Source organism: Afipia sp. Root123D2, assembly GCF_001425835.1.
In the GTDB taxonomy this organism is placed as follows: Bacteria; Pseudomonadota; Alphaproteobacteria; order Rhizobiales; family Xanthobacteraceae; genus Afipia.
In genome coordinates, this window is the sequence record NZ_LMDP01000003.1 from 116,189 (window position 1) to 142,463 (window position 26,275).

Sequence of the window (26,275 nt, forward strand, 5' to 3'; positions counted from 1 at the left end):
GCGCCGCGCCGTTCACCGGCAGTTCAGACAGGGAGCGCGACGCTGGATCGTCTCGTCACAGGAGTGTCCCATGATGAAAATATCCTCGTTCTGTCTTGCCACGGCTGTCACTTCGTTTCTGCTCGCCGGTTCGGCGTTCGCACAGACCACGCCAGCGCCTGCCGCAAAGCCCGCAGCCACAGCGCCGAAAGCGGCAACCACCGCGCCAAAGGCCGCAACCACCACGCCGAAGGCCGCCAAGCCCCGCACCGCCGCATCGCTCGAATGCTCGAAACAGGCCGATGCCAAAGGGCTTCACGGCAAGGAGCGCAAGAAATTCCGCTCCGAGTGCAAGCGCAACGCCAGCAAGGCGAACTAAAACTGACCTTCGCCGGAATTGCTTCGCGGCCGCAATGCAGCGGCCGCCGTCTACAGACATGAAAAACCGGCCCGCTGAGCGGGCCGGTTTGTCGGCGGAGCGTGGATTTGCCATAAGCGGAGTTCAAATTCCGAGCACTCCGTGACAATGACGCTTTCTCTTCCGAGCCGATCCGACATCCTTCGCATTCTCGAAACGGTCGCGATCGGCACTATCGGCGGCCTGCTGTTCCAGTGGACCCATTTTCCCGGCGGGCTGATTTCGGGCGCGATGATCGCGGTCGGCGCGTTCGCCATCGCAGGACGGCCGCTGCACATTCCTCCGGTGCTGGCGCAGACCATCCTCGTGATGCTGGGTATTTCGCTGGGTTCGATGGTGTCGAGCCAGTTGCTGTCGAATCTCGGCGCCTATCCGCTCAGCATCGCGATGCTTGCGCTGGCGACGTTCTGCGCCACCTTCGGCAGCAGCTATTATCTCCAGAAATTGCACGGCTGGGATCGCACCTCGGCCCTTCTTGCGGCAAGTCCCGGGGCGCTGTCGCAGATCGTCATGCTGGCGTCGGAGCGCAATGCCGATGTCGCCGGCATTTCGGTGGTGCAGACCATGCGCGTCATCCTGCTGACCGCGGCACTGCCCTTGCTGCTTGCAATCTCCGGATTAACGCCGCCATTGACCACGACCACAGCCGCGTTGGAGGCCTCGCCGCTGGCGCTCTTGCTTCTTGCCGTCGCGGCGGTCGCGACAGCAATGCTGCTGCGCTGGCTGAATTTCCCGGCCAGCTGGATGTTCGGCGCGATGCTGGCCTCGAGCGTGCTTCACGGCGGCGACTGGATCGAAGGCGGCCTGCCGCCATGGGCGCGGGCCGTCGCCCTGATCGGGATCGGCACCCTGATCGGCACCCGCTTCGCTCGCATGTCGCGAAAAACGCTACTCGGTCACATCCGCGCGGCGCTGGGATCGTTTGCCGTCGCCATCGCGGTGTCGGCAGTGTTCGTCGCCATCGTCGCCTACACCACTCATGCCCGTTTCAGCGATATTGTCGTGGCGTTCTCACCCGGGGCGATGGACGCGATGCTGGCGCTGGCGCTGACACTGCACATCGATCCGGTGTTCGTCGGCGCGCATCATCTGTCGCGCTTCCTGTTCGTCACCCTCGCCACGCCGGGCATCGTCCATTTGTTCGGGCGGCCACAGGATGATGTCGACGACTGATGCGGGTTACGACGGCTGCCGCATTTTCGAGGCGGCGCCGAAGCCCCACAGCGCCAGGATCGCCATGAACAACGAGATCAGCACATTGTAGCCGGCCAGCGACAGGCCGAGGAAACGCCATTGCACTTCGTCGCAACGGACGACCTTCAGGGTCTTGAGACTTTCGAGCAGATTGCCGGGCTTGCCGAAATCGGTGATCGGGCCGCTGCACGCGGTCGGCCCCGGCCACCAGCCCCATTCGACGCCGGAATGGTAGGCGCCGAGAGCCGCATTGGCGAACGCCGCCAGCGCAAGCACGGCGAATCCGGCGAGGAGCAGCGTGCGAGACGCGCCCCGCGAGGCACTCCATGCCACAACCGCCGCCAGCGGAATAATCAGATAATAGGCGTAACGCTGTTCAAGGCACAGTTCGCAAGGCTGGATGCCGAGCACGAGCTGAAAGAACCACGCGCCGGCAATCGCCGCGACCGCGACGGCGGCTATGGCAACCGCGGCGATCAGCGCGGGATTGAAATCCCGCCCGGAGTAGCCCGGCCTGAAAGTCGTTTCAGACGACACCGTCCTGATCCCCCATTATCCCGTCTGGTGCATTTTACCGCCAGTATCGGGTGACTTTGCGTGAACGCCCCAGACAGACATATGAAAATCCGGGGGCGCTTCGCCAGACGTGCACCGGCTCTAGCTTGGGCAGCGGGACGTGTCGAGACACGTCGCATCACAGCCGGTTGACCGGCGGCGGGCGCTGGCTATAGTCCGCCCGCTTCGCGACCGCAGCCTCCGGGCTGCGATCCGTGGGCCCCTGTGGCGGAACTGGTAGACGCGCTCGACTCAAAATCGAGTTCCGCAAGGAGTGCTGGTTCGATTCCGGCCAGGGGCACCAACCAGGCTGTTCAAGCCCGTTCCGAAACGTCCGCAACCGTCCGCACCGTGCTCGGAAAGCCTTGAAAAATAGGCACTTCCGCGTACGTTCTAGTTCGTCACCGTTTGTTCTCCTCCGATCCCAGCCGCCCGATTTGCTGGTATTTTTGCTGGTATCGGGAGAACAAACGTTCACGGCGACTTTCGCTTTGCCGAATGAAGGAATTGAGCCGATGGGCGGCAAGAACGACGGCGCGTGCGCCAATCCCAAGCAGATTAAGACCGACGTCGACTGCCGCGCCGCCCGACCGAAATTCGACAATGGCGCGTGGAGTCCCGCTAAGATTTCCGACGTGACCGGCGGCTGGCTCTATCTCTTCGTCACGCCGGACGTGAGCAGGCCCGGCAACGCTGCCTCCAAGCTCTGGCGGATGGACTACCGTTTCCACGGCCGCCAGAAAACCTACTCCATCGGCCCCTACGGCAACGGCAGGGATGGCACGTTCTCGCTCGCAGACGCGCGGCGCGAGCGCGACAAGGCCAAAGACCTGCTCAAGGAAGGCAAAGACCCGAGCATCGAGAAGCAGCTCGACAAGCACAAGCAGGCCGCCGCCCGGCCTTTCGCGCAATGGGCCGATGAGTGGCTCGCCAAGAAGAAGGTGGAGAAAGTCAAGCGCGGCAGGATCGTCGCAGTGCGCGACCCCAAGACCGTCGAGGTGCTCGAGCTGCGCGTCGGCTACGTCAAGGCTCGCTTCGGCAAGCTGTGCAGGCAGGACATCAAGCGTCCCGACGTGCTCGCTTTCATGCGTTCATATGAAGCAGAGGGAAGGCTGGAAACCCGGGACCGAGTGCGCAGCATCGGCGAGCAGATCTGCGACTATGCCGACGTCGAAGGCGACGGCTACAATCCATTCCGCAACCTGAATGGACAGATGATTGCCAACATTTCGACGCCGCGTCCCGGTGTCACCGAACCACGCGACGTCACGCGCGTCTTCAAACTTATCAGCGCACCGTGGACGAGAGCGAGATTTGGTGACGTCGTTGGCCTTGCCTTGCGCTTCAATGCGCTGACCATTCCCCGCCCCGGCATGGTCAATGAAATGGAATGGGGCGAGGTCGATTGGGATGCCAAACGCTGGACTGTTCCAGCTCCCAAGATGAAGACCGGTTGGGACCATGTTGTGCCCTTGTCACGACAGGCACTCGCGATCCTGCGTAGCGTCCAGAAGCTGACCGGCCATCGCCGGTACGCGTTTTCCTGCTCGAAGGACGCGCCGCTATCAAACAATACGCTCAACAAGCGCTTGCGGCTGCTTGGCATTGATACCAAGACTGATCATTGTGCCCACGGATTCCGGACCACGTTCTCGACTCTATCTCACCACGAAGAGATCAAGGACGCCAAGACATGGGATGGCGATGTCGTCGAGCTGCAGCTCGCACATCTCGATAACTCTACTGTGGAAGGTCTCTACAAGAAGCACGGACCCCTCGCGCTGATCGGCTCGCGCACGAAGCTGATGCAGCATTGGGCTGATCGGATCGACCACTGGCTCGATCCCAAGAAGGTGATGCCGATCAAGGGAGGCGCGCAGGCTTGAGTCGCCTATCATCAGGCCTGTTAAGTTGCCCAATTCAACCCGTCGCAAAGCTCATGTGATAATCGTCGACGCTTGTGCATCTCGTGCTGGAAGGATCGATTTCGCATCCGTTGCATCGCGTTGCGCTTGTCCGCCTGAGATAACCGCAACAGCCGTTGTCGCCTAGATCCAATGCTTTGCCGTGGCTTCGAACGGCCGGATACAATGGAGAAGCAGTGCGACGGAGAGAGTGTCAGTCAGCCCCCGCTGAAAGATAAAGCATTTTCGACCTTCCTGGACTACGGCCACGTCCGAAATATCATCTCCGGCAGCCGAAATTACCGGAAGGGTCATAATACTGTTTCGAAGAGGGGATGGTTGCGGGGGGTGCAACACCCGTATTAGTTCGAGGGCAATCCCACGGCCCGCAGCATGGCCCTGCTAATCGGCCCAATGTCGGATGTGGCTACCGGCCATAAGCGAAGCGGGGTGTCCAGCTTCGCTCCAATTCAGCATCCTCATCCTCCTCATCGAGAGGGGCTTCGGGCAGCCCCTCGCTGGTCAACACGGTCAAGGTGTAGCCGTATTTGCCAAGGCCGATGATCTCTTCATCAAGAGTGATCCGACCCGGGCCGTCGAACCATGTCGCCAAGTCGGTTTCACCAACGGCGCGTTCGGCGCGAAGGACATTCGCCGCATCCGCGTTGAACCTCTGCGTCGCTCCGTCGGGCAAAGGAGCGCCTTTTCGCAAGAACGCTAGCTTGCCGAGATTCTTGAAAGACTCCGAGGTAAACGCATATGCGATCTCGTTGCCCTTGCTGACGATGATCGCCATCGGATAGCTGCCGCACTCCGCGGCCCGAATCGCGGCAGCCGTGATCGAACAATGGGCCTTCTCAGCCAGCTTGAGAATGCCGTCGAGGCCGATCTGATAATTGGAGAGCAGGTTGCGTGTGAGATTGGACGGCAAGAGAAGGCCGCTGGCGAAGTGGTCAGCCTCCAGCTCGATCGACGTATTCTGTGTAAAATTGGCGCGGGACATGTGCGCGCCGCCGGCCTTGATAATCTCCTCGGGATGGCCCGGCAGGAACCAATGCCCCAGCTCATGGCCAATGGAGAAATTCTCGAAGCCTTCGTTGCCGTGCTCGGTGGAGTAGATGATGGTGGCCGAATCACCGGCGAAGATGATCGCGCCGGACACGCCCGTCACTTCGGCTGGTTTCGCCTGGATGACAATATCCCTGGCCTTGGCGATCTCTCGAGGTCTAACTGGAAACTGATTGAAGCCAAATTCCTCAGCGACCTTTTCGCCGTGCTGGGTTGCCATCTTCAACCGAAAGCCCGCCATGTTTCGCCCCCTATTTCTTGTCCTTAATCATTGTGTCGATGATGTTCTGAATAAAAAGTCGATCTTTTGCGCTCAGCTTGTCTTCGTCGCGAAAGGCGGTCGTCGCGGCTTGCGCCCCGAGTAGGTAGTCGGCCGAGACCTTCAGCGCCTTCGCGAGCGCTCGCACGTTGTCGAACGACGGCTTGCGGCGCCCAGCCTCAAAATGGGCGATGGCCGAAGGTTGCATGCCGGCTTCCCTGGCCAGTTCGGATTGGCTTAGCTCCCGCGTTTCGCGCGTTTTGCGCAGGCGAGAGGCGAAGTCTTTTGGTGCGCTTGACTCGGCCATGACAGATCGTATAGAGTTCCATGTCTAGATCGTCGACAGCCCCGCGGGGCTATTTCTTCGGCTCAGGCTATGACAGAGCGTATAGCTACTTATTACGATTTGCGAATCAGGTCAAGGAATCAGGAGTTGTGAGCATGGCAGGCAAGAATCAGCATGTCGTTCCGCACGGTGACGAATGGGCCGTGCGTGGCGAAAGGAATGAGAGGGCAACCTCGATCCATCCGACCCAGGGAGATGCCGAACGGGCTGCACGGGAGATCGCGATCAACCAGCAGAGCGAAGTCGTCATTCATCGGCCGGACGGTCGGATTCGCGACAAGAATTCCTACGGGCACGATCCCTATCCTCCGAAGGGCTAAGCGACATGACGCAGGTTGCAGTTCCTTCAGATAAACCGCCGATTCGTCGAATTCTCTCGATTGACGGCGGCGGCATCATGGGAACGCAGCCGGCGTCCTTTCTTACGTCTCTGGAAGAGGATCTCGACCGGCCCATCGGAGAGTATTTCGATCTGATCGCAGGAACGTCCACGGGCGGCATTCTGGCGATCGGATTGGCGATGGGTCTTCCCGCGCGTGATCTCCTTGACCTCTATGTCCGTCGCGGCCCACACATTTTTGGACAGTCGGGCGGCGCTCTGGCGAGCTTCGCCGGCGACGCGTGGCGTCGCCTCAAGCACATCGTCACCCCGAAGCATGACGCTGATCTGCTGCGGAGCGAACTCTCTACAGTTCTCGGCAGCAGGCGCATTGGGGATGCGAGAACGCGACTGGTGATTCCCGCATGGGATGCCGACCATCGCGGTGTCTATATTTTCAAGACAGCGCATCATCCCCGCCTCAAGACCGATTACAAGCGCCTCGCCGTCGATGCCGCGATGGCGACGGCCGCCGCGCCCACCTACTACAAGCGCCACCGGACCGCCGAGGATGTCGGTCTGCTCGACGGCGGCGTATGGGCCAACAACCCGATCGCGTTGGCGGTGGTCGAGGCCGTCACTTTGCTCGACTGGCCGGCCAGCAGTCTGCGAGTGCTGAGCCTGGGCTGCGTCAACGAGGTCTACATGATCGGCGAGGCGCCTGGTTGGGGCGGTCTCGCAAAGGATGTGACCCGCCTGTTCATGGACGGCCAGTCGCATGGCGCGCTTGGTATGGCGAAGTTGCTTACCGGCCATCAATACGAACGTGAGGCGATTTTCCGGTGCTGCCCGGATGTGCCGAAGGATTTCTTCAATCTCGATGACACGCGCAAGATCGCGCAACTCAAAGGCATGGGCGCCTCATCAGCTCGTAAGGAGCGTCCTCGCATTGAACCCGTTTTTCTGACGGAAACTGCCGAATCGTTCAAACCTATCTACACCGTGAAAGGAATTGAGCCATGAATCAGATGTTCACGGCGCCTCCCCAGACGCATCTGCTTTTGCGCAAAGCCGAGGTTTACTCGCTCCTCGATCAGATTTGCCAAGCGCTGGAGTTGACCGCTGCTCAGCTTGAGGCTGCGCGGACGAGCTACGAGGCTGTCGCGGAATGGCTCTCCGGGTCGGACAACCCTCTTCTGAAGTGGATCGATATTTATGCTCACGGCTCGACCGGCCTCGGCACGACGGTCAAACCGATCGGGCGCGAAGATTTCGACGTCGATCTCATCTGCAAGGTGCTGCGCTTTACCGCTGACCGGCCACCGGCAGAGTTGAAACGCATTGTCGGCGATCGCCTGAAGGAGAACGCGCGCTACGCTGCCATGCTCGAAGAGAAGAAGCGCTGCTGGCGCTTGAACTACGCACGCGAATATCATCTCGACATCTCGCCGACGATCAACAATGCCAAATGCGCCAACGGCGGCGAATTGGTTCCCGACAAGAAGCTGCGGGAATTCAAACCGACGAATCCGAAAGGCTACAAGGCGCTCTTTGAACGCAGGGCAGCCCTAATCCCCACCTTGCGGATGCAAAAGGCTCTCGCTGCCGAGGACCGTGCGGCCGTCGAGCCCTTCCCTGTGCATGGCACCGCCAAAGGCATCCTGCGGCGGACGGTGCAGATCCTCAAGCGGCATCGTGATGTGCATTTCCTGGAAGTCGTCGAGGAGATCGCACCGATCTCCATCATCATCACCACGCTCGCGGCACAGTCGTATGAGTATTGCGTCAAGAGCTTTGTTTTCGATTCCGAACTTGACGTTCTGATCGCGACCATTCGGTTGATGCCACACTTCATCGATAAGCCGGTCGTCAATGGTCGGCGGATCTATGTGGTGGCCAACGAAACCACGGTCGGCGAGAACTTCGCCGAGCGCTGGAATACTGAGCCGGCTCGCGCCGCCGCCTTCTACGAGTGGCATGCGAAGGCACTGGCGGACTTCGAGGCCCTTCCGGATTTGCAGGGCATCGACGTTATCGGCAAGAGCTTGGAAGGAAGCCTCGGGAGTTCGGTCGTTCGCAAAGTTATCGATGCTCGCACCGACAGCATTTCGCAGGCACGCACGGCCAAGAAGCTCTACGTCGCGCCGACGGTCGGGCTCACGCTGTCCAGCGCGGCCAATGCGACGCCGGTTCGCTCCAACACGTTCTTCGGTGACTAGGTGTTTTCGCGTGACCGCCCAGACCTGACGCCCGCGCAGCAGTTTATGTTTCTGCGCGCCAATCCCATCTGTACGGGGACAGGCCGGCTGCACGCGACTGGCTTTATTTGGGATTATCGTGACAGGCCGACGCCCCTTAGCCGTGAATACTCCATGCGCATTACATTTCAGCGGGGCGAAACACCAAGCGTCTTCGTCACGGACCCCGAGCTTTCGGCTTTGGCGGGTGAGCGGCCCCTGCCGCACGTCTATCATGATCCCCTGCGCCTGTGCCTCACGTTGCCAGGAACGCGCGAGTGGACCGGCACGATGCGGATCGATCAGACATTCGTACCCTGGGCCACAACGTGGCTTTACTATTTCGAGGACTGGCTGATCTCCGACGACTGGAAGGGCGGCGGCAAGCACCCCGATCCGACGGATAACGAGCGTTATGGTCGACGGGTGCGTCGCGCGACGCGGCAACCGAGGATCTGACGGCTATATTACAATACATGCGGCGTCCCCTTCTGCTTTGATGCTATCTACCTTAACTGACAACTTCCTCTCGCCTTCCGGCCCCTTATCCGCCGCCATGACGCACTTGAACATCGGCGGGACCAGCTTAGCCGGATCGGGAAGGCGCGGCTGCGAACGCGGTCCCGGCTAGAGCTTCGGAATAGGCAACGAAAACTGCGCATGGCGCGGGCCCAAACCGGCTTTACTATTCGGCCTATTGGAGAGCCGACAATGGGAACCCCGCTCTGACTCTTTCCTGAGGATGCTCTCCGAGGGCTACCCTTCGGCTCGCTTAGCGAAATGACGCACTCGGCGAGCCTTCAAAAAAGCTTCTGTCCGTCGCCATGAACCGCGCCAACATAGGCGCAATGAGTTTGGTCGAAGCCAAGCATATCGCTCGGTATCTCGGTTCTCATGATGAACACGTAATAGGAGCGCTATCTGGCGGCTCTATTGAGCAGTTTCTCTGGAATGATTCCGTCATGAAGCAAGGCACGCTTTAGCATCGAAATATCACGGCCGTTGTTCACCGCGATTGCGCCGGCAATTTTATCGTGACTATCGAGGAAGATTGCCGTCCAATTGTTCGTTTCAGGATCGTCCAGCACGACACTGCGGTCAGCATTTTGCAGCACTCCTAACGACTGAATGTTGTGTCCAAACTGGTCCGACCATAGCCACGGCGGCTCCGCATAATGCGAGTCAATCCCTGCCATGGATTTCGCCGCGACCAGCGATTGGCCCGAGGCCACCTTCCAGGACTCAAGTCGCTGACGAAACGCGCCGCCTAAGACGGGGTGTGACGTCACCTCTCCCGCAGCGAAGATCGCCGGATCAGATGTCTGGCAGCGATCATCCACGACAATACCATCATCGACGTCCAGCCCCGCGTCCGATGCAAGTTGGGTGTTGGGTTGAACCCCGATCCCGACAACGACTGCGTCGACATCTGCGAATGCATTCCAGCGCAATCGCAACGAACCATCATCCTGATGATGAATTGAATCGATCTTTGAGCCAAATTCGAACTGGACTCCGTTCAGGCGATGCAATTTCTCAGCCCAACGGCTCAGGATAGCAGGCATGCCGCGAGATAGTATCCGATCCGTCATCTCAAACAGAAAAACCTCGCAGGCCATCGCTCGAGCGGCGGCAGCAACCTCTAACCCAATGAACCCGCCGCCGATCACAGCAATTCGACGCGATTCCCGAAGCACGGATTTCAAGCGAACCGCGTCTTCAAGCGTTCGCAGATAGAGAATTTTCGAGCTTTGCCCGACGCTATCCGGCAATTTTCTCGCCCGCGATCCGGTCGCGAGGAGTAGCCGATCGTAAGCATAAGCATTTCCGCAAGCGGTTAGAATTTCGGAGCGGTTTCGATCGATCTGCGTCGCGGTTTGTCCGGGATGATACGAAATACCGTTCTCATGATAGGTCTCCGCGTTTGCCAGATAGCGCGGTGCGCCCTCGCCAAGGACTTCTTTGGACAGCGGCGGGCGATCATACGGCAGGCCGAGTTCGTCTCCGAGAATATCGATCTTGGCTTGTGGCGCCAACTCGCGAAGATGCACGGCGGCTGTGTGCCCCGCGAGGCCTGCTCCGACAATCACAAAACGCATTTTAGCGCTCCCTGTAGGGGAAGGGCACATTCGGCGCGCCCGTCCTCCTTATCCGCCGTTGACAGGCGCCGAGCACTCTCACATTCAATACCTTCAGCCGAAGGCTAGTTGGCAGATTCTGCTGATATTCATCTGCGACGCACTTGCTAGACGCTGTAGAAATCGAGCGCAGTGGCCATTTGATCGTTCGTAAGGGAAATCTTTTTGAATCCGATCAGCCAAGCCTCTCCAAGACGGCGCAGCCGAAATTCAAGGCGTCCGAAGTTGGTATGGCTTTTACAAGCGCGCGGATCGTACGTATGAACCGTGAAGCAGGCATTTCCCTCGATCGAATCCGTCGAGGCCGCATCGACCATGATGTTCGTATAGGAATGAACCGTGCGCGGAAGCGGCATCGCCGTGATGGACTTTCGCGACTGTATCCTGTCAATTCGGTCACTCAGCCCATATGAGTTCTCATGATATATCATTGAAAGCTCGCGGTTCGGATTGGACGTCGTCTCGTACTCGTCCTTCCAGGCCGGCACCCAGAAAATCGCATCGTCAGCGTAGAGCTTGACCCAATCGCGGAATTTCTTCTGATCCAGAAGTCTTGCCTCCGTGAAGAGAACGCGAGTAGCAATCTTCAGGTAATCATCCTCTGACATGTCGCTAACCTAGCCTTCCGAGGGATCACGAGTCATAAGGCGCAGCCATTCCCGGTAACCGGAATGAAAGCATGTCTCATCGCCGAACAGGGGCGCTCCATAGGTCCACCGATCAGGTGAAACCTGCAATTCGGAAGAGTAGTTGAGTGCCTCGCCGGACTTCGGCCTCAAGCCTCGCGCATACCCCTGCGTAGGACCAGCGAAACGAGCTCCGTAGCCGGTCTGGCAAAGCTCGTACATGACGTTGTCGTCGGACGTCGCAAGACCGCTCGGATTGAAGAAATCCTCATACAGACGGATGCGAACGCGGCGCGCCTCGTCACTTTCACCAACTGGGGCAAGACAGTGAGACGTAATCTCCGTCTTGTCCGGAGCCAATGGCCGCCACGTCCGCAACTGCAGCGTGCCGATATCAACGATCTGCAGGTTAGGATAAATCGTGAGATTGCGCTGACGAAACATCCACTTGAGCTTGTCTTCCCGAGTCTGCCCCTGAACCGTCGACAGAAGTTTGCCATCCTGATTGAGAGGGCGGAGCTTATAAACCCTTGACGCATGAATGGACCACATCATCGCGTGCCCCCTCGCCAGGCTGAAGCTTCCTTGCGCGTCGGGGTCGGTCTCTGTCGGATTCCACGGCTTTACTTCTAGCGGTCCTCTCCGCACTTCACGCTTCTTGAGAACGTCGATATACGAACTGTGCGTTGAAGCGAAGTGGTAATAATCAAGCCCGTTCTCGAACTGAAGCTTCCAATTGGCGTCGAACGTGTAGCTTACGTTTCCGTCAACGAACTCCAGCCCTTCGATGCCCTGATCGACAACGAGATCGATAAACGCGCGCGCGTCACCAAGATGCTCCTCTAGCGTCGGCACGTCGGGCGACACGCTTGCAAACAGAAGCCCTCGATAGCTTGCAATCTTGGGAACAGGCTTGAGGCCATGATCATCCGCAAGAAAGGACGGCGGATACTGGCCATCCTTCTCATCGGTCATCGAAACATTCTTGCCGGCACTATCGTACGACCACCCATGATAGCGACAAACATGGAATTTCTGATTGCCCTTCTTAAAGGGGCAAACGATCGCCCCGCGGTGGCGACAGGTGTTAAAGAAGCATCGAATTTCTCCAGTCCCGTCCTTTGTAATCAGGACGGGGTGGCGCCCGATGTACGTCGTCACGAAGTCATTCGGCTTGCGTAACTGACTTTCCAGCCCGACGAAAACCCAAGTCCCCTCGAAAACGTGAGTAAGTTCGCGCTCAAAAATATCCTGGTCGGTGAACACCGTCCGATCTACCCGAAATATTCCGTCATCGGGTCGATCGTCCAGCAGCTTCGAAACCATTTCGGGTGTGATTGGCCCACCTCTGACACCACCGTCGCTCGGCCTCACAGGGCTGGGTACTTCCGACCTGAAGCTGGTCAATTCGACCTCCTCTATTTTTCTTGTAGCAAAGCGGAGCGGCTATTTCGGACGAGATGGGGGCGTCACACAAAATGGCGACATCGTCGCCCCCCTTGCCGTTAAGTTAGGTTGACGCGTCGGGATTAGACGGTGCCGAGGTGACATCGATTTCCACAGCATCACCGGCGACACGAACAGGATAGGTTGCCAGGGCCGTTTCTGCTGGTGAGGTCAACGCCGCGCCCGTTCGAACATCGAAGCGGGCGCCATGAAGCGGGCACTCGATCTCGTAACCATCGAGCCAACCGTCGGACAGAAGTGCATAGGCATGAGTACAAACGTCAGACGTGGCAAAATACTCTTCGCCGCAGCGGTAGAGCGCAACTTTGCATCCGTTGATATTGAGCTGCTGAATGCTGTCATCCGACACATCTTTCGTAAGAGCGGCTTTTACCCAGTTAGTCATTCGAGTCGACGCTCGCTTTTGGATTGTTGCGAACTTCAGTTCTTTCCGAACATATTCTTCCAGGCCTCGGTGCCCGGCTTCGCTTCCCATTGTTTGCTGTCGGACAACGTATTTATGCCCGCCCTAACCCCCGGACGGTCTTTGATCGCCTGGTACCATCGATCAATGTTCGGGTACTCCGACAAGTCACGTCGATGCAGCTTTCGCGTGCGAACCCAAGGGAATGTGCTGATGTCAGCGATGGAATACTCGCCGGCGAGATATTCAAATTCGCCAAGGCGCTTCTCGAGAATGTTGTATATTCGACCAACTTCCCGATCATAACGTTCGATCGCGTAATCGATCTTCTCAGTCGCATACACCATGAAGTGGTGCGCTTGGCCCAGCATTGGACCCATCGTCGTATTCTGAAATACAAGCCACTTTAGCGTATCGTAGCGCTTTTCAGGATCCTGAGAGAGAAATCTACCGGACTTTTCCGCGAGATAGATCAGAACGACCGCGGATTCAAAAACTGCATATGGCTTGTTGTGCGGGCCATCGTGATCCACGATGGCCGGCACTTTGTTATTTGGATTGATCTTCAGAAATTCCGGATGAAACTGCTCACCTGCCGTTATATCAACCGGAACTACACGATACTCCAAGTCCAACTCTGCCAGCATTATGGCTGCTTTATACCCGTTCGGGGTTGGCCAGAAGTATAGATCAATCATCGCAGAGGACTCCTATCCGACGATCTTGAGCCCTGCTGGCTTGTCAACGATCAGCCCAGGGTTCAACATCCACTTCGGGTCCAGTTCGGTCTTGGCGGCTGCCAGCACACGGCGGAACAACGGATCGACTTCCTTGTCGTACCAAGGACGGAACGATTTTCCGACAGCATGGTGGTGCGTGATGGTTGCGCCGAGTTCGATTAGCGCGTCCGACGCAACGTCGTGGAGCATCTTATAGGCTTCAAGGCTGTTGGCGTGCGTCGAAGGAGCCATGATCGAATAGTAAGGAGCCGGGCCGTCCGGATACAGGAAGGAGAACCTGCGGCAGACGATGCCGCCGCCAAGATTTTCCTTCTGGGCCTTCCGGATGCGACGCATGATCTCGGTATCGACTTCTTCGAACCGATCCCAAGTGTAGGCAGTTTCGAACGTGAAGCTGACGATTCCCATCGCTGCGCGCGTATGCATCAACCGGGGCAGATATCTGAACTGGTGCCGCCAGTTACCCTGCGGCCCGCTACGGCTGGTCTCCAGCGCGTTGTCCGCAGTTCCCGCCTGTTGCTTCACGACGCCACCGAAGTCCTTGCAGATTTCGAGACTACGCTCCAGCCACGCGTCCACCGGATGGTCGGCGGATTCGAAGCCCAGCAACAGGACCGAATCGGTGCCGTCTCCAGCGCCGTAGAATTTGGCGTCCTGCTCGTCCAGATAGCGACAGTTCGCCGGGAACAGTCCTGCTTGGGTGATCTGACGGACGGCCTTGGCACCCTGATAGAACGTCTTGAAGGAGATCGACGCATTCGCACGGAATTTCACACGCCCCTGTAGACGCATCCATGCATCGGTGATGATGCCCAGCGAGCCCTCAGACCCGATGAACAGCCGATCCGGATTGGGTCCCGCACCCGAGCCTGGCAGGCGGCGGTTCTGGATCGTTCCCGCCGGGGTGACCACGCGCAGGCTTTCCACCATGTCGTCAATATGCGTGAGATGGGTCGCATAGTGACCGGACGAGCGGGTTGCGATCCAACCGCCCAGCGATGAGAATTCCCACGATTGCGGAATATGGCGCAAGGTGAGGCCATGCGGCTTCAGTTGTTCTTCCAGAGCCGGACCGAGAATGCCCGCCTGGATCCGCGCGCAGCGCGACACGGGGTCGACTTCGAGAATCTTGTTGAGGTTGCCCAAGTCGATTACGACGACCCCGGGAAAGGCGTCGCGCTCGGGACCCCAGAAGCCGCCGGTGACGCTCGATCCGCCGCCATACGGGATGCATGCATAACTATTTTCCCCGCACCAGTCGAAGATGGCAGCGATGTCTTCTTCGTCGCGCGGATAGGCCACGACGTCCGGAGCCTTCTTGAAATCGCGCCGGTAGATAAGGGTCATGTCCTTGAAACCCTTACCGTACGTATGAACAATTCTGTCCCATTTTTCCGAGGTACAGAAATCCTCCAGCGTTCGCGGGATCTTTATGCGCGACGCATAAAGTTCAATCTCGTCCAGAGTCGGGTCTGACAGAATTTCGATGTCTTTAATTCCAAGCCGCTGCTCCACGCGGTCTCGCATGGTTCGGATTTCGTCCTTGGAATTAGCTTCACCTTCATATCCCCACGACCAGAACTTCCTTCGCTGGCCGTAGTAGCCACTCTTTTCCTTCGCCACAGCGCTTCTCCTTCGAGATTTTCGACGTAAATCAACCATCCAGGTGCGCATGCGTTTTGGTAGACATCGCGATCTGGTTCGACCAAATTGGCATATCCAATTCGGTCGGTCAATGGTTCTCGGAGTAGATAAGCACCCCGGAGCTACGCCACCGCGACAACATTCGCCTTGACACCGCCGCCAAGAGCACGCTTGAATGGTATGACCAGATTGGATGTGCCAGATTGCAACTGATCTGCAAATAGAGAACTCACCTCATTTTTTGATGAGCGGGCGTTCAGCGGCCTTTTTCACATAGAGAGGGACAAGAGCGTGGTGCTGTCGGACCAAGCCAATCTGCATGGTGAGCGCGCCCTCCAATGGACCGCGTCATGCTGAGATATCTAATTCGTCGCCTTGTCGCCCTTGTGCCGACGTTCCTGTTAGCGAGCGTTATTGTGTTCTCGGCCATTCGCCTGATACCGGGAAACACGATCGACATGATGATGTCGCAGAACGACATCTCGGCCAGCGTCCAGACCCGCGAAGATCTTATCAAGGCACTCGGGCTCGATCAGCCGGTCCTTGTACAATATTGGCACTGGATCAGCTCGATTGTGTTCCACGGAGATTTCGGTCGCTCGCTTTGGACGGGAGATAGCGTCACCCGCCTCGTCGCCGAGCGCATGCCGATTACTCTGTATCTAGGCGTGCTGGCCATGATATTCGCGCTCTTGATCGCGCTGCCCGTCGGGATCATCTCGGCGATCCGGCAAAACAAGCCGGTCGATTATCTCGGCCGTGTCTTTGCCATCACGGCCCTGTCCGTCCCGCCTTTTTGGCTCGGGACATTAGTGGTGGTCGTGCCAGCGATTCTCTGGGGGATCGCGCCGACCACGCAATATGTTGGGCTGACCGACGATCCCCTCCTTAGCCTCCGCCAGATGGTGCCGCCCGCGATCGTCCTCGGCATCGCCTTATCCGGAGTGACGATGAGGATGACCCGTACGATGGTCCTCGAAGTCATGCGCCAGGATTATGTCCGCACGGCCTGGAGCAAGGGTCTCGACGAGCGGACGGTCGTTTTGCGCCATGTCCTCAAAAACGCGCTTCTGCCGGTCATAACCATCGTCGGCTTGCAGTTGCCCCTGCTGATCGGTGGCGCGGTCGTAATTGAGCAGATCTTCGTGATCTCCGGTATGGGCCAACTACTCCTGATGGCGGTGTCGCAGCGGGACTATCCGGTCATTACCGGCATCTTTCTCCTCGTGGGCGTCGGCGTAATGACGATCAACCTGCTCGTCGACATCAGCTACGCCCTCCTAGATCCCAAGATTCGTCAGGGCTGACGCATGGCTATCAATTCGACCCTGAAGACCGACGCAGGTCCCGACCGAGGCGCCTGGGCAGCGCCCGTACGGACTTTCTTCAGTCGCCTTTTTAAACAGGACATTCTCGGAACGGTTTGCGCCGGCCTTCTCGCCGCGATCGTGCTCTGCGCACTCCTGGCACCCTGGCTCGCACCGTACGACTTCGACGCGATCGACCTTACATCGCTGATGCAGGGGCCGTCCTGGTCCCACCCACTAGGGACAGACGAACTCGGTCGCGACATCCTCAGTCGGGTCATCTACGGAGCCCGTACTTCCGTTATCGTCTGTATCACCGCCGCGCTGCTATCGCTCGCCATATCGGTCACGCTCGGAGTTCTGTCCGGGTATTTCGGCGGACGTCTCGACGCCCTGGTTCAGCGGTTCGTCGATACTTGGCAGAGCTTTCCCGACCTGATCGTGCTGATCGCGGGCGTCGCGGTTCTCGGCCCCGGCATCGTGCAAATCATCGCCCTCCTCGGCATCCTCTACGGCGTCGCCGGTTCGCGCATCGTACGGGGCGCGGTACTGTCGGCGCGCGAGCAGCTCTACGTGCAGGCGGGCCATTCCTTCGGCGCCGGTAACGGGCACATCATTCTCCGGCACATCCTGCCAACGATCGCCGCGCCCCTCATCGTGCTCTACACCACGCGGCTCGGCGGCGTGATCCTGGTCGAATCGAGTCTCAGCTTCCTTGGTCTTGGCGTGCCGCCGCCGGCACCCGCGTGGGGCCGTATGCTGAGCGATGCCCGCCCCTACATGTTCGAGAACGTCTGGATGGTCGCCGCCCCAGGCCTCGCGATAACTCTGATCGTTTTTTGCGTGAACATCTTCGGAGACTCTCTCCGCGATCTTCTCGATCCGCGCGGAATAGTCCGCAATTGAGCGAACAACAATAACATTAGGGAGGAACAAGGAATGGCACGCGGACATCTCGGAACAATGGCGGCAGCCGCGCTCGGGGCTATAATTGCGACCCAAGCCGTGAGCGCACAGGAGCCGAAATACGGTGGCACGCTGACCATCTCTCCTTACTCCCCCGGGATTTCGGCGTTGTCGTGGGATCCCGCCGACTGGAACTGGAAGGTGTCGATTGATGCGGGGCCCTATATGGAGCAGCTGATGGTGGGCGACCTAAGCAAGGGCGTACGTGGCGGCGGAAAGAACAACTTTTTCAGCGAGGTCTGGCTCTCCGACGACGTGCTGCGCGGCGAACTCGCAGAGAGCTGGGAGGTCGTCGACAAACCGCTCTCAATCGTTGTCAACCTGCGCAAGAACGTGAAATGGCAGGCCTGCAAAGGCATCATGGAAGCGCGCGACTTTACCGCCAAGGATGTCGTGTTCGCGTATAACCGTCTCATCGCTAGTCCGAAGGCGAACAAAGTCTATTTCTCCTTCATCGACAGGGCCGAGGAGACGGGACCGCACCAAGTGACCTTCTTCCTAAAGGAGTACAACTCGGAGTGGAAATACCGTCTCGGCTACGGCTACTACGCCGGCATCTATCCCAAAGAGATTACGGAGGCTCCCAACGGCGGCGCTGGCAACTGGCAGAATGCCTGCGGCACAGGTCCCTTCCGGCTGACGCGGTATGAGGCCGGGGCCTTCGGGGATTATCAGGCTAACAAGGAGTACTGGGACCGCGAGAAAATCGACGGCAAACCGTACAAGATTCCCTTCGTCGATAAGCTTGTGATGCGGACGATCGCGGATTCACAGACACGCCTAGCCGCCTTCCGCACTGGCAAGATCGATGTCATGACGAATATTAGCTGGGACGAGCTCAAATCGCTGGCACCGATCCGAGATAAAATCAAAGTCGTCGAACACCCCGACTATGCGGGTGAGGCGCTGGCAATGCGGGTCGATGCACCACCCTTCGACAACCCGAAGGTACGTCTCGCCTTGAATCTCGCGGTCGACCGGGCCGCCATCGCGAAGCAGATCTATGGCGGCCACGCTGATTTCCCACACCTGCCATTGGATGAAACTTGGGAAGGCTATTTCACGCCGGCCGAAAAGATGTCGGAGGAGGCACGGGAGGTTCTCCAATACAATCCGGCCAAGGCCAAGAAACTCCTAGCCGAAGCGGGTCTTGCGAATGGTTTCGAGTTCAAGGCTCAAGTTCCGACCTTCGCTGACCAATTGAAGAAGGCACAGATTGTAGCCGGATATCTGTCGGCAATCGGTGTAAAGATGATCATCGAGCCAAAGGAGTATGGGGCGTTCCTCAGTCTGATGACATCCGGCAAGCACGGCCCCGGCTATTGGCATTTCGTAGGTATGAGCAATCCGACCGCTTCAGTCGAGAAACTGTTCCGCTCCTCGTCCGTCTGGAATACTGCCCGCGTCAACGACCCGAAGGTCGATGCGGCGCTCGACGCCATACAGCAGGAGAGGGACCCGGACAAGGTCAAGAAGGCCGTCGCCGCGCTCACCAATGAGATGACCGCGCGAGCGCCATTCCTGTTTCTGCCCAGGCCGCGCTCGTTCGCGGTATGGTGGCCGTGGGTCAAAAACTATTATGGCGAGATTTCGGTCTCCGCTCGGCGTGATGCGCCGATCTGGGCGCGCGCTTGGATCGATCAGGATCTAAAGAAGTCGATGGGCTTCTGATCGATGCCCGGAAGTTTGGAAAAGTCGGGGCCCCCGATACTGGATGTGCGCGGGCTCTGCATGGGCATCTGGTCAGGCAAGACGGAGTTGGTCGCTGTTGCAGACGTTTCGTTCCGAGCCTATTCCGGCCAGGTCGTGGCGCTCGTAGGCGAAAGCGGCGCGGGCAAGAGCATCACGGCGATGTCGCTCACCCATCTACTGCCAATGCCACCGATCAAGATCACGGCCGGCGAAATACGCCTCTCCGGCCGTGATATGCAGACGCAGTCACCGAAACAGATCAGGGACATCCGAGGCAACGAGGTCGGCATCGTTTTCCAGGAGCCGATGACAGCGCTGAACCCAAGCCTGCGCATCTGGCGCCAGATCGCCGAGCCGCTGGTGCGTCATCGCCGGCTGTCCTGGAGCGCTGCCAAAGCGCAGGCGATCAACCTGCTCAAGAAGGTCCGCATCCCTGATGCAGAGACCAAGGCCGAGGCCTATCCTCACCAGCTCAGTGGGGGTATGCGCCAGCGCGTCATGGTGGCTATCGCGATCTCCTGCGAGCCAAGACTCATCATCGCGGACGAGCCGACGACAGCACTCGACGTCACCGTACAGGCGCAGATTTTGGCGCTTCTCACTGACCTTACCCGCGGGTTGGGCGGGGCGCTGCTTCTCATCACGCACGATCTCGGCGTCGTGGCGCGCTACGCCGACTGGGTAAACGTGATGTATGCCGGCCGCATCGTCGAGACAGCGGCGGCCAAGAACCTCTATCGCGATGGGCGTCATCCTTATACGCACGCCCTCCTCGCCTCCGTGCCCAAGATCGTCGGTCCGATCGCTCATCGGCTCGAGTCAATCGCTGGGCAGCCACCCGCTCCCTCCGACGGAACCGGGGGCTGCGCCTTCGCACCGCGCTGCTCACGTCGGACCGAACGGTGCGACGAACGCCCTCCGCTTGGCGGCGACGACCGCACGCGGAACGGCCATCTGTTCGCGTGCTGGAATCCGCTATGAACGACGTAGCAACGAATATTCTCGATGTCTCGGACCTGTGCGTCGACTATGCAAGCACCACCTCTTTCGGCGTAACGGGCGCCCCCACCGTTCGAGCTGTCAAGGGCATATCCCTCACACTCCAGCGCGGCGAAACTCTCTCGCTCGTCGGCGAAAGCGGTTGCGGCAAATCCACCACGGCCATGGCCATACTACAACTGACGCCGCCGAGCGGCGGCCGGGTCGTGTTCGACGGACGCGATATCACGGGCTTCAGTCATCGCCAGATGCGACCGCTGAGGCGTGAGATGCAGATCATCTACCAGGATCCGTTTGGGTCGCTAAATCCCCGCATGACAATCGCCGACCTGATCGCCGAACCGATGGCGATTCAGGGCGTCGGCAGATCGGGCAACGAGCGCCGCGCGAAGGCTGCCGAACTCCTAGATACGGTCGGAATGGGTACTCGCTTCCTCGACCGCTATCCGCACCAACTCAGCGGTGGCCAGCGTCAGAGGGTCGCCATCGCGCGCGCCCTGTCACTGCGTCCGAAACTGCTCATCTGTGATGAGCCGGTCTCAGCTCTCGACGTCTCAGTGCAGGCCCAGGTTCTGAACTTGTTTTCCGACCTCAAGGAGCAGTTCGGCTTGTCCTATCTGTTCATCTCGCACGACCTCGGCGTCGTCCGACACATGAGCGATCGGGTCGCAGTGATGTATCTCGGACGCATCGTCGAGATCGCGACGCGCGACGACCTCTACGGCGAACCGCTCCATCCCTACACGCGCATTCTTCTCGATGCGGTAGCGGTGCCGGACCCGCAAATTGAGCGCGCCCGCGATCACGTGCTCCTTCAGGGCGAGGTGCCGAGCGTCGCCACCCCCCCGCCCGGCTGTCCATTTCACCCTCGCTGTCCGTCCGCCATGCCGGTCTGCAGCCGCGAAATTCCGCCGCTGCGGTTGCACGGCAATCGGCAGATCGCCTGCCATTTGTATGATGAGGCAGCAGCCAACAAGACAATCGAAGCCGCGATGGACGGAAATGGCAATCCAAACTAGGATGTCAGAGCGGTCGCTTGTCCGAACCTAGCCCAAGCGCCTCCCTAGGACGTCAGGCAACGGGCCGCCCATCGCCCAATCGACCAACTCCACCGTGTGAACGACTGGAATGCCTGTTCCAGCACCAATCTGCGTTATGCAGCCGAGATTTCCACTCGCAATGATTTGCGGTTTGACCTTCTCAATGTTGGTGACCTTTCGCGCGCGCAGTCGATTGGCGATCTCAGGCTGCAGTACGTTGTATGTTCCGGCGGAGCCGCAACATATGTGGCCTTCCGGTACTTCTCTCACTACAAACCCCATTCGCCTCAAAAGTGACTTCGGCTGATCTCTAACCTGCTGTCCATGCTGCATCGAGCATGCCGAATGGTAAGCCACGACCTGGCCGGTAGTCCGAACACCGTCTTGAAGCGGTAATTCATGCAAGAATTCTGTGATGTCCCGCGCTAGAACCGAGATCCGTGCGGCTTTCTGAGCGTAGGCGTTATCGTTGCGAAGTAGGAAGCCATAATCTTTAATGACCGTTCCGCAACCGGACGTCGTAACCACGATGGCATCGAGGCCGCCGTTCTCGATTTCACGCGTCCATACATCCACGTTGTGTCGAGCCGCATCCAGCGCCCGACTTTCGTATCCCAAGTGCTGCACGAGAGCTCCGCAGCACCCCTCGTCGATCGGTTGAACTACTTCGATACCGTGACGCGTCAACAACCGGATTGCTGCCTCGTTGATGTTCTGGCCGAGGACCTGCTGGGCACATCCGCTCAGAAGCGCAACCCGACCGCGCGGCCTGTCGACGGTCGCGCCCGGTAACCTTCGGGTCGGCCTTCTTCGCTTGAATGACGACGAAAGTTCAATCATCGCAGCGAGTTGCGTGCCGCCGGGAAGATTGGCGAACCACTTTCTGATCGGCCTGCTCACGGTAGCCACGCGTAAAGCCAACCTAAGTCGGCCCGGAAACGGCAGCACCTTCGCCAACATGCCTCGAAGCAACCTATCAGGCAGAGGACGCGTGTAGGTTCGGGCGATATGGGCTCGCGCGTGATCGACCAGGTGCATGTAGTGCACGCCGGACGGACAGGTCGTCATGCAGGAAAGACACGTCAGACATCGATCGATATGCTCGACGACCTGAGGGGTCGCCGGCTTTTCCTCCTCCAACATGTCCTTGATCAGATAGATGCGCCCGCGCGGACTGTCCGCTTCGTCACCAAGAAGCAGGTATGTCGGGCATGTCGCAGTACAAAAGCCACAATGCACACAGGCACGGAGGATTTTTTCTGACTCGCTTACATGTGCATCGGCCAGGGCCGTCAGCGAGAAGTTTGTTTGCATACCAGTCCGCCCTCGCCTCAGATACCGGCGTACATCCTGCCGAAATTTAGAACGCGGTCAGGATCGAAACATTTCTTGATTTCCTGCGTCAACTTGAGCACCGCAGGAGGAAGCGGTTCGAACACATCGATCCTGTGGCGCATCTCCGATGAAGCCCGTACGAGTGTGGCGTGCCCACCGGTATTCGCCATAGCTTCCCGGACAACCGACGCTCCCGCATCGTCAGCGTCCACGACCGCGAGCCACACGAGACCGCCGCCCCAGTCGAAGAAATAGCGCACGCCGAGTTTTTGCCGGATGTCGGCAAGAACATGCGGCGCTTTGGAGGGGGCCAAGGACAACCGCCAAATGGAACGATCCATTGGCTGAGCCAGCCAGTGCGCGTCGCGCACGCGCAACCACAGGTTCGCGCTTTCATCACCTTCGATCAGCTCGGCCCTACCAAAGGAGCGCCACAGCTTGGCAAGCTCACGGGCACCATATGCTACCGAGCCGTCAGAACCCTCGAGTCGAACGATCGTAGTCGAGTCCGACCCAATACTCGCCGGAATATGCGCTGCCGCCGACACCGCGAAAGACGACCCGAGCGCTGCGGTGAGCGCTGCAATCGCTGTCGTGTCGTTCATGCCGCCCAATCCCACCGATAGGGAACGCGCCGGCTTCGGCAACACTTTGAAGATGACCTCGCTCAAAACGCCGAGCGTACCCCACGCACCGCAGTTCAGCTTGACTAAATCGAGTCCGGTGACGTTTTTCATTACGCGCCCGCCGGATTTGACGACGTCTCCGCGGCCCGTGACCAAGCGAACGCCGATCAGGCTGTCGCGACAAGCTCCGACCGCGATACGACGCGGACCCGAAACATTCCCGGCGACAATACCTCCGATTGTCGGCTCCGCGCTCGTCCCGAACAGCACACGATGATCCATCGGCTCGAACGGAAGCATCTGGTTGTGCTTGGCGAGCATCCGATCGATTTCGGAAACCGGCGTCCCAGGCAAAGCACCGATCACGAGCTCTGTCGGCTCGTAAAGCGAGACTCCCCGCATGCGCTCGGTCGTTAGAGACATGGCGTATCCACCCAGCGGTCGGCCCATCGCCGACTTGGAGCCGGCGCCGCGCACGACGAGAGGCATCTTTGCTGTGGCCGCATCCTTGATGGCAGACGACAGTCCGCACTCGTCGCGCGGCTTATAGCAATCGGTCATCACACTCCCGTCACCCTAACCTTGACATCGAAAATCGAGGGGAAACACCTTATCCGTATTGAGCAGCCATCGCGGATCGAACGCGGCGCGCACCCGAATCTGTTGAGCCAGATCGGCATCGTCAAACTGGCAGCCCATTAGATCACGCTTCTCGATACCGACACCGTGCTCGCCCGTCAGGCACCCACCAACTTCAACGCAGAGCCTGAGAATGTCATCTCCCGCTGCTTCCGCCTTCGACTGCTGCGACGGATCGTTCGCGTTGTAGAGGATGAGCGGATGTATGTTGCCGTCACCGGCATGGAAAACATTCGCGACACGCAATCCGTGTCGCTGTACGATCTTGGAGATCTCCGCCAAAACGTACGACAGCTTGCCGGTCGGCACCGTGCCGTCCATGCACAAATAGTCAGCGACTCGCCCGGTCGCACCGAAAGCCGACTTCCGCCCCTTCCAGATTGCCGCCGTCTCAATTGCCGACCTGCTCTCGCGCACTGTCGTCGCACCATTCGCACGAGCGATGGCGGTGATGTCCGCCAGCGTCGCGTCCATCTCGGCGTCGGACCCTTCGACCTCTACAATCAGAAGGGCCTCGACATCGAGCGGATAGCCGGCCTTGGCGAAGGCCTCACAGATCTCGATGGCGGCCTTGTCCATGTATTCGATGGCTACGGGAATGATACCGGCGGCAATGACGTCCGCAACCGCCTTGCCCGCTCCCTCGCAAGACGGGAAACCGAACAGAACCGGGCGCGCTCCCTCGGCCGATTTCAGAATTCGGAGGGTCGCTTCGGTCACTATCCCGAGCTGCCCCTCGGAGCCGACGACCAGGCCCAGCAGATCGAGGCCAGCGCTATCGAGATAGTCACCGCCGAGATCGATGATCGATCCATCGATCAGTACCATCCTTACGCCGAGGAGGTTATTGGTCGTGACTCCATACTTCAGGCAATGCGCGCCTCCGGAGTTGTTGGCAATGTTGCCTCCGATCGTGCAGGCAAGTTGAGAGGAGGGGTCTGGCCCATAGAAGAAGCCGTTCTCCGCCACCACCGCCGTTACGCTCAAATTTGTGACTCCCGCTTCGACGCGGATGAAGCGGTCATCGTAGTTGACTGCGAGCACCCGATTCATCTTTGAAAGTCCGAGAACGACGGCGTCTTCACTCGGAATTGCCCCGCCGGCGAGAGACGTACCTGCGCCGCGCGGCACGACCTTGACGCCGGTGTCGTGACAGTATTTCAGAACGGCACTCACCTCTTCGGTCGTCTTCGGTAGGACGACGGCGAGCGGCATCTTGCGATAGGCCGTCAACGCATCTGTCTCATAAGCCCGACACTCGTCCGCCGACGTTATTAGCCCAGCGGGGTCAACAAGGCGGGTTAGATCGTTTATGATTGAATCTCGGCGCGCGAGGATTTCTCGATTTGGTTCGGTGAGCCTAATTTTGCTCATCGTATCCTCGTCATCGGATAATTTTCCGATGGGTCATTCGCGGCCTGATGCAATCGACATAAGCCCGACGCATCCACCATCGAGCTTCTATTGCACTAACGCCACGACCCTCTCAGGGTGGCCCGACCAGCGCCAACCAAGCGTCGGCCGCGATAGCCCTAGCATCATTCCGCCAAGGGCCGGAGGATGAAGCCAGAGTTGCTCCGGATCTCGACCGCTCCGCTTCTCCTCGCGCGGATCCAGCGTGTGTCCCACGTCGTCCGCCTTCGCCGATCTTTCGATGCGACCGATCTCTCGGCTTTCGGCATACGCCATATAGAAAGACGAGCCTTGGCGGGCGTGATACCTGCCGAGCGTCTTGGTGAAGTCCGTCGGCGTGATGACTTCAAATCGGTCGAGGCGATCAGGCGCGAAGAGAGTGAGGACGCCCGTATAGCCAAAGAGCTCCGAGGTAATCGTCACGAAATTCCGTGTATCAAGACGAAAGACTTCGGCGAAGCGCGTTACCGCGGCTGCCTGGTCGGCCGCGAGCAAAGTCACCTCATAAAGGAAATCAATCCCGCCGACCGGCTCCACCGTACGCGGGGGAGAGATTACGAAATGGACCGGCTTCCCCTCGATTTTGAACCGGAGAAAATCCTGGCCATTTTCGTGCTGATGCTCAACTCCGACCGACGTGGCATGATGCACCAGTGCACGCGGGTCGAGTGAGGTCGCGCCGGCGCCGAATAGATGAGATCGCCCGCGTCTTGCCAGTTCGTCCGCGACAACGCCGTTGCCTTCCGGCTCCAACAACTCAATCTCGCCGGTCCCGGCACGCAATGTCACTCGTTTGGCGCCCAATCCCCGGACCCGATCCGCAGAGACTTGTTCCGCCCCCAATCGGCGACGCCACATCTCCGCGGCACTTTTGGCATCCGGCGTCGCGATCTGAACGCGGTCGATGGTCAACAACACTTCGCTAACTCGCTTTAGGCGTTGGATCTTTGGGCCCTAGAGT

The 26,275-nt window shown here is 59.0% G+C and carries 26 protein-coding genes and 1 tRNA gene; 13 read left to right on the plus strand and 14 right to left on the minus strand.

Going from position 1 to position 26,275, the window contains the following annotated elements; all coding sequences use genetic code 11:
- Window positions 1-70 precede the first annotated feature (70 nt).
- Together ASC80_RS15775 and ASC80_RS15780 are read left to right on the plus strand one after the other, a co-directional pair.
- Entirely contained in the window at window positions 71-358 is a 288-nt protein-coding gene (locus ASC80_RS15775; RefSeq protein ID WP_056299290.1) for a PsiF family protein, read from the plus strand.
- A gap of 147 nt (window positions 359-505) precedes the next feature.
- Window positions 506-1,570, plus strand: coding sequence for an AbrB family transcriptional regulator (locus ASC80_RS15780; protein WP_056299293.1), 1,065 nt, complete (start codon window positions 506-508; stop codon window positions 1,568-1,570).
- 6 nt (window positions 1,571-1,576) lie between these two features.
- On the opposite strand, the gene ASC80_RS15785 is transcribed toward ASC80_RS15780, so the two are convergent.
- On the minus strand, window positions 1,577-2,128 hold the full coding sequence (locus ASC80_RS15785) for a disulfide bond formation protein B (protein ID WP_056299296.1): 552 nt from the start codon (window positions 2,126-2,128) through the stop codon (window positions 1,577-1,579).
- Window positions 2,129-2,365: 237 nt separating this feature from the next.
- On the opposite strand from ASC80_RS15785, the gene ASC80_RS15790 reads away from it, so the two are divergent.
- Both ASC80_RS15790 and ASC80_RS15795 read left to right on the plus strand, forming a co-directional pair.
- Window positions 2,366-2,450, plus strand: a tRNA-Leu gene (locus ASC80_RS15790).
- Between the two features lie 211 nt (window positions 2,451-2,661).
- Window positions 2,662-4,032, plus strand: coding sequence for a tyrosine-type recombinase/integrase (locus ASC80_RS15795; protein ID WP_056300821.1), 1,371 nt, complete (start codon window positions 2,662-2,664; stop codon window positions 4,030-4,032).
- A 445-nt stretch (window positions 4,033-4,477) separates the two neighbouring features.
- Here ASC80_RS15795 and ASC80_RS15800 read toward each other — a convergent pair whose 3' ends face one another.
- Window positions 4,478-5,359: an ImmA/IrrE family metallo-endopeptidase gene (locus ASC80_RS15800; protein ID WP_006018773.1), complete on the minus strand. Its 882-nt coding sequence runs from the start codon at window positions 5,357-5,359 to the stop codon at window positions 4,478-4,480.
- Window positions 5,360-5,369: 10 nt separating this feature from the next.
- Entirely contained in the window at window positions 5,370-5,684 is a 315-nt protein-coding gene (locus tag ASC80_RS15805; protein ID WP_013500416.1) for a helix-turn-helix domain-containing protein, read from the minus strand.
- A 134-nt stretch (window positions 5,685-5,818) separates the two neighbouring features.
- Here ASC80_RS15805 and ASC80_RS15810 point away from each other — a divergent pair, with 134 nt between their 5' ends.
- Genes ASC80_RS15810 through ASC80_RS15825 form a run of 4 tightly spaced genes read left to right on the plus strand, consistent with a single transcriptional unit; the run spans window position 5,819 to window position 8,738 of the window.
- Window positions 5,819-6,043, plus strand: coding sequence for a DUF2188 domain-containing protein (locus ASC80_RS15810; protein WP_006018771.1), 225 nt, complete (start codon window positions 5,819-5,821; stop codon window positions 6,041-6,043).
- 5 nt (window positions 6,044-6,048) lie between these two features.
- Window positions 6,049-7,065 carry a CBASS cGAMP-activated phospholipase gene (locus tag ASC80_RS15815; protein WP_006018770.1) on the plus strand — a complete coding sequence of 339 codons (1,017 nt, stop codon included), beginning with the start codon at window positions 6,049-6,051 and terminating at the stop codon, window positions 7,063-7,065.
- Entirely contained in the window at window positions 7,062-8,261 is a 1,200-nt protein-coding gene (locus tag ASC80_RS15820; RefSeq protein ID WP_006018769.1) for a nucleotidyltransferase domain-containing protein, read from the plus strand. Before ASC80_RS15815 ends, ASC80_RS15820 begins: the two co-directional genes overlap by 4 nt.
- Complete coding sequence (locus ASC80_RS15825) at window positions 8,262-8,738, plus strand: type II CBASS E2 protein (RefSeq protein WP_013500415.1); 477 nt, start codon at window positions 8,262-8,264, stop codon at window positions 8,736-8,738. It begins immediately after the preceding gene.
- A 313-nt stretch (window positions 8,739-9,051) separates the two neighbouring features.
- Here ASC80_RS15825 and ASC80_RS24650 read toward each other — a convergent pair whose 3' ends face one another.
- The 7 genes from ASC80_RS24650 to ASC80_RS15855 all read right to left on the minus strand — a co-directional run bounded on the left by ASC80_RS24650 (window position 9,052) and on the right by ASC80_RS15855 (window position 15,276).
- Complete coding sequence (locus ASC80_RS24650) at window positions 9,052-9,120, minus strand: DUF2274 domain-containing protein (protein WP_244438006.1); 69 nt, start codon at window positions 9,118-9,120, stop codon at window positions 9,052-9,054.
- A 76-nt stretch (window positions 9,121-9,196) separates the two neighbouring features.
- Complete coding sequence (locus ASC80_RS15830; protein WP_006018767.1) at window positions 9,197-10,378, minus strand: NAD(P)/FAD-dependent oxidoreductase; 1,182 nt, start codon at window positions 10,376-10,378, stop codon at window positions 9,197-9,199.
- 146 nt (window positions 10,379-10,524) lie between these two features.
- Window positions 10,525-11,025, minus strand: a complete 501-nt coding sequence (locus ASC80_RS15835; protein ID WP_006018766.1) for an aromatic-ring-hydroxylating dioxygenase subunit beta — start codon at window positions 11,023-11,025, stop codon at window positions 10,525-10,527.
- A gap of 9 nt (window positions 11,026-11,034) precedes the next feature.
- Complete coding sequence (locus ASC80_RS15840; RefSeq protein WP_237863165.1) at window positions 11,035-12,369, minus strand: aromatic ring-hydroxylating oxygenase subunit alpha; 1,335 nt, start codon at window positions 12,367-12,369, stop codon at window positions 11,035-11,037.
- A gap of 184 nt (window positions 12,370-12,553) precedes the next feature.
- Window positions 12,554-12,895 carry a non-heme iron oxygenase ferredoxin subunit gene (locus ASC80_RS15845; RefSeq protein WP_006018764.1) on the minus strand — a complete coding sequence of 114 codons (342 nt, stop codon included), beginning with the start codon at window positions 12,893-12,895 and terminating at the stop codon, window positions 12,554-12,556.
- A 35-nt stretch (window positions 12,896-12,930) separates the two neighbouring features.
- The gene (locus tag ASC80_RS15850; RefSeq protein ID WP_006018763.1) at window positions 12,931-13,611 is read right to left on the minus strand and encodes a glutathione S-transferase N-terminal domain-containing protein; all 681 of its coding nucleotides are present in this window, start codon (window positions 13,609-13,611) and stop codon (window positions 12,931-12,933) included.
- Between the two features lie 12 nt (window positions 13,612-13,623).
- Entirely contained in the window at window positions 13,624-15,276 is a 1,653-nt protein-coding gene (locus ASC80_RS15855; RefSeq protein ID WP_006018762.1) for an FAD-binding oxidoreductase, read from the minus strand.
- Between the two features lie 371 nt (window positions 15,277-15,647).
- Between ASC80_RS15855 and ASC80_RS15860 the strand changes: the two genes are divergently transcribed.
- Genes ASC80_RS15860 through ASC80_RS15880 form a run of 5 tightly spaced genes read left to right on the plus strand, consistent with a single transcriptional unit; the run spans window position 15,648 to window position 21,280 of the window.
- Window positions 15,648-16,604, plus strand: coding sequence for an ABC transporter permease (locus tag ASC80_RS15860; RefSeq protein WP_056300823.1), 957 nt, complete (start codon window positions 15,648-15,650; stop codon window positions 16,602-16,604).
- 3 nt (window positions 16,605-16,607) lie between these two features.
- Window positions 16,608-17,510, plus strand: a complete 903-nt coding sequence (locus ASC80_RS15865; RefSeq protein WP_013500412.1) for an ABC transporter permease — start codon at window positions 16,608-16,610, stop codon at window positions 17,508-17,510.
- A gap of 33 nt (window positions 17,511-17,543) precedes the next feature.
- Window positions 17,544-19,241, plus strand: a complete 1,698-nt coding sequence (locus ASC80_RS15870; RefSeq protein WP_056299300.1) for an ABC transporter substrate-binding protein — start codon at window positions 17,544-17,546, stop codon at window positions 19,239-19,241.
- Between the two features lie 60 nt (window positions 19,242-19,301).
- On the plus strand, window positions 19,302-20,243 hold the full coding sequence (locus ASC80_RS15875; RefSeq protein WP_244487300.1) for an ABC transporter ATP-binding protein: 942 nt from the start codon (window positions 19,302-19,304) through the stop codon (window positions 20,241-20,243).
- On the plus strand, window positions 20,240-21,280 hold the full coding sequence (locus ASC80_RS15880) for an ABC transporter ATP-binding protein (protein ID WP_056299305.1): 1,041 nt from the start codon (window positions 20,240-20,242) through the stop codon (window positions 21,278-21,280). Before ASC80_RS15875 ends, ASC80_RS15880 begins: the two co-directional genes overlap by 4 nt.
- A 27-nt stretch (window positions 21,281-21,307) precedes the next feature.
- On the opposite strand, the gene glcF is transcribed toward ASC80_RS15880, so the two are convergent.
- From glcF to ASC80_RS15900, 4 genes are all read right to left on the minus strand, one after another.
- Window positions 21,308-22,615, minus strand: coding sequence for a glycolate oxidase subunit GlcF (glcF, locus tag ASC80_RS15885; RefSeq protein WP_056299308.1), 1,308 nt, complete (start codon window positions 22,613-22,615; stop codon window positions 21,308-21,310).
- 17 nt (window positions 22,616-22,632) lie between these two features.
- Window positions 22,633-23,823: a glycolate oxidase subunit GlcE gene (gene glcE, locus ASC80_RS15890; protein ID WP_056299309.1), complete on the minus strand. Its 1,191-nt coding sequence runs from the start codon at window positions 23,821-23,823 to the stop codon at window positions 22,633-22,635.
- A gap of 15 nt (window positions 23,824-23,838) precedes the next feature.
- Complete coding sequence (locus ASC80_RS15895; protein WP_056299312.1) at window positions 23,839-25,275, minus strand: FAD-linked oxidase C-terminal domain-containing protein; 1,437 nt, start codon at window positions 25,273-25,275, stop codon at window positions 23,839-23,841.
- A gap of 87 nt (window positions 25,276-25,362) precedes the next feature.
- Window positions 25,363-26,232 carry a VOC family protein gene (locus tag ASC80_RS15900; RefSeq protein WP_056299315.1) on the minus strand — a complete coding sequence of 290 codons (870 nt, stop codon included), beginning with the start codon at window positions 26,230-26,232 and terminating at the stop codon, window positions 25,363-25,365.
- Between the last annotated feature and the right edge of the window lie 43 nt (window positions 26,233-26,275).